This is a genomic window from Neisseria sp. P0014.S009 (genome assembly GCF_051958155.1).
Lineage (GTDB): Bacteria > Pseudomonadota > Gammaproteobacteria > Burkholderiales > Neisseriaceae > Neisseria > Neisseria flavescens_C.
Window position 1 is genome coordinate 1 of the sequence record NZ_JBQCVS010000033.1, and the last position, 3022, is coordinate 3022.

Genomic DNA, 3022 nt, shown 5'->3' on the forward strand with positions numbered 1-3022 from the left:
AATTAGGAGCGGAAATAGACGAAAACCTGTGTTTGGATTTCGGCTGTCGGGGGAAGGGCTTTTTTGCAAAGGTCTCATAGGTGTATTGATCGCCGAGCATGACCCAGCCGCCTGCGGGCGCATCTTCTATAGCGGAGCCAAGCTTCCCGAAAGAGAGGATGCTGTCGTTGCCTTTGCGGATGGCGGGTGTACCGTCGTCTGAAAAAGTGGTGCAGCCAGCGAGAAGGAATACTGCGGATAAAAAGGGGAAGACGTATGTTTTCATAATGTTTGTTTGAAGGTATTTAAAATCAGGCAAATGGGGGAATACTCAATCCGAATTGTTCCAACAAGCCGACCGTTTCGTAAACGGGCAGGCCCATCACGCCTGTAAAGCTGCCTTGCAAATGCTCGACAAACACGCCGCCCAAACCCTGAATGCCATACGCGCCCGCTTTGTCCATCGGTTCGCCACTTCGGATATAGGCGGATATTTCTTCGGCAGACAAGGTTTTGAAACGTACATCGCTGGTTTGCAAAACGCCGTGCGTTTTCCCTTGCCAATATACGCATACGGCAGTCAGCACCTGATGCGTCTGCCCTGAAAGCCGGGCGAGTATTTCGGCTGCTTGGGCTTCGGTTTCCGGTTTGCCGAGAATGTGGTTTTGATAGGCGACCGTAGTGTCGGCGGTCAGAATCGGATATTCGGGCGACGCGTCGTGTGTGGCTAACCATTGCTCGACAGCGGCGGCATTTTTTTCCTGCGCCATACGTTGCACATAATCGGCGGCTTTTTCGTCGGAATGCGGCGTTTCGTCGATGTCGGCAGGGATACGGATAACTTTGAATCTTAAGTTTTCCAGAATTTCGCGGCGGCGCGGGCTGCCGGAGGCTAGGTAGAGTGTGTGCATAAAACTTTCTTTTTTAGGGGATATAAGGTCGTCTGAAAATTATTTTGACTGTTTGTGTTGGCCGGACAGGCGCACATAATGCGCAGAAGAATATTTCAAAAATTCTTTTTCTTTTTCGGTCAGCGGGCGGACTTGTTTGACGGGCGAGCCGACATAGAGATAGCCGCTTTCCAAACGTTTGCGTGGTGGCACCAAGCTGCCTGCGCCTATCATCACGTCGTCTTCAATGACGGTATCGTCCAGAATAATTGTACCCATTCCGATCAACACACGATCGCCGATGCGGCAGCCGTGCGACATGACTTTGTGTCCGACGGTTACGTCTTCGCCGATGATAAGGGGCGAACCTTCAGGCTTTTCCGCGTTTTTGTGCGAAACGTGCAAGACACTGCCGTCCTGTACATTGCTGCGCGCGCCGATGCTGATGCTGTTCACGTCGCCGCGCAACACGGCATACGGCCAAACGGATACGTCTTCGGCAAGCGATACTTCGCCGATGATGACGGAGGTCTCGTCGATGAGGCAGGATTCGTGGATTTGGGGAGTATGGTCTAAGAAGGGGCGGATAGGGTTCATGTTGTTTCTTTCTTTTTGATAGTGTAGCAGGTTTCAGACGACCTACGGCTCGGTATGGCGAAAGTATGCCGTTTTGACGCAGGCAGGGCAAGGACGGTATCTGCCAAGATGCAGTCATGTCTTTGTAAACAATATTCTTTATGGTTAGGAAACCATTTTCCGTTAAATCTGAATCTTTTGTTTGCCGAAGGTGGGAAATTGTCCGTTATTATCTTGTAGTTGCAAGTAGCTGCAAATCATTCTCTTGCCATTTGAATTGGAATGATATATATTTTTAAAAAATATTTCACAAAATAACGAAACCCGATGGTTTGTTTTCAAACGGATTTGACGGGTTCCCATCCTGCAAACCTCCGCTTCCATCCCATATCCGTTTTCAAACCTATCCAATCCACCTTGTTTAAATAAAGGCGGCCTGAAGGTCGTCTGAAACTTTATAAAGGATATTCACATGAGCGAAACACAAGAGCTGACTTTTGCCAAACGGCTGAAAGAGCAAACCACCACCATTCATGACAGCGTGGACAACTTGGTTATGTCTGTCGAGCCGTTTTCCAATAAAGAGAACTACATCAAATTCTTGAAACTGCAATCCGTGTTCCACAAAGCGGTTGATCATATCTATAAAGACCCCGAGTTGAACAAAGCCATTCCCGAGCTGGAATACATGGCGCGTTACGATGCGGTAACGCAAGACTTGGCGGATTTGGGCGACAAACCTTACGAATACGGCAAACCGCTGCCGCATGAAACCGGCAATAAAGCCATCGGTTGGCTGTATTGCGCCGAAGGTTCCAATTTGGGCGCAGCATTTTTATTTAAACACGCGCAAAAGCTGGATTACACCGGCGAACACGGCGCGCGCCACCTCGCTCCCCATCCGAACGGCCGCGGCAAACATTGGCGTGCTTTTGTCGAGCATCTGAATGCTTTGGGTTTAAGCCCTGAAGCTGAAGCCGAAGCGATTCAAGGTGCAAAAGATGCATTTGCGTTCTACAAAGTCGTTCTGCGCGAAACATTTGACCTGCCTGCAGGTGCGGAAGCTCCGGAAGGCTTTATTCCGCATCGTCATTAATGGTTTGACGATATAAGTAGAGGTCGTCTGAAACACATCTGTATGCACGGATTCATAAATTCCGTTTTCAGACGACCTTCATACTGATGCAAGTTTAGTACCGTTTGGTTATCCGCATTTGCGGTATATTTTAATTGGTTTGATGTAAATAATTATCAAATATTTTATCACCATCATTCCAAAATACCATTATCACATTCAGGAGTTTGACCATGAAGGAATCATTTAAATTAAGTATGCTGGCGATTGCCTGCAGCATCGCATTGAGTGCATGCGGTTCAAGCGGTGGTGGTACGCCGTCTGCACAGCCTGCACCGACCCCGCAACAGCCGGGCAATAATTCCGGCTCGGGCGGAGGAGGTGATTCAAAACAAACAGAAGACGCTAAGAAAGCTGAAGAAGCCAAGAAAGCTGAAGAAGCCAAGAAAGCTGAAGAAGCCAAGAAAGCTGAAGAAGCCAAGAAAGCTGAAGAAGCCAAGAA

3 protein-coding genes and 2 pseudogenes are annotated in these 3022 nt (G+C 48.6%); 2 read left to right on the forward strand and 3 right to left on the reverse strand.

The annotated features are described in order from the left end of the window. From ACTHS4_RS11460 to ACTHS4_RS11470, 3 genes and pseudogenes are all read right to left on the reverse strand, one after another. Positions 1–265, reverse strand: a pseudogene (locus ACTHS4_RS11460) (hypothetical protein); the annotation flags it as partial. Between the two features lie 25 nt (positions 266–290). After that, positions 291–890 (reverse strand): Maf family protein, encoded by a 600-nt coding sequence (locus tag ACTHS4_RS11465; protein ID WP_070646353.1) that lies wholly within the window; start codon positions 888–890, stop codon positions 291–293. A 39-nt stretch (positions 891–929) separates the two neighbouring features. Further along, positions 930–1466: a gamma carbonic anhydrase family protein gene (locus ACTHS4_RS11470; protein ID WP_070825912.1), complete on the reverse strand. Its 537-nt coding sequence runs from the start codon at positions 1464–1466 to the stop codon at positions 930–932. Between the two features lie 451 nt (positions 1467–1917). Between ACTHS4_RS11470 and ACTHS4_RS11475 the strand changes: the two genes are divergently transcribed. Then, complete coding sequence (locus ACTHS4_RS11475) at positions 1918–2541, forward strand: biliverdin-producing heme oxygenase (RefSeq protein WP_070825914.1); 624 nt, start codon at positions 1918–1920, stop codon at positions 2539–2541. 212 nt (positions 2542–2753) lie between these two features. Continuing rightward, a pseudogene (locus tag ACTHS4_RS11480) lies at positions 2754–3022 on the forward strand (transferrin-binding protein-like solute binding protein); the annotation flags it as partial.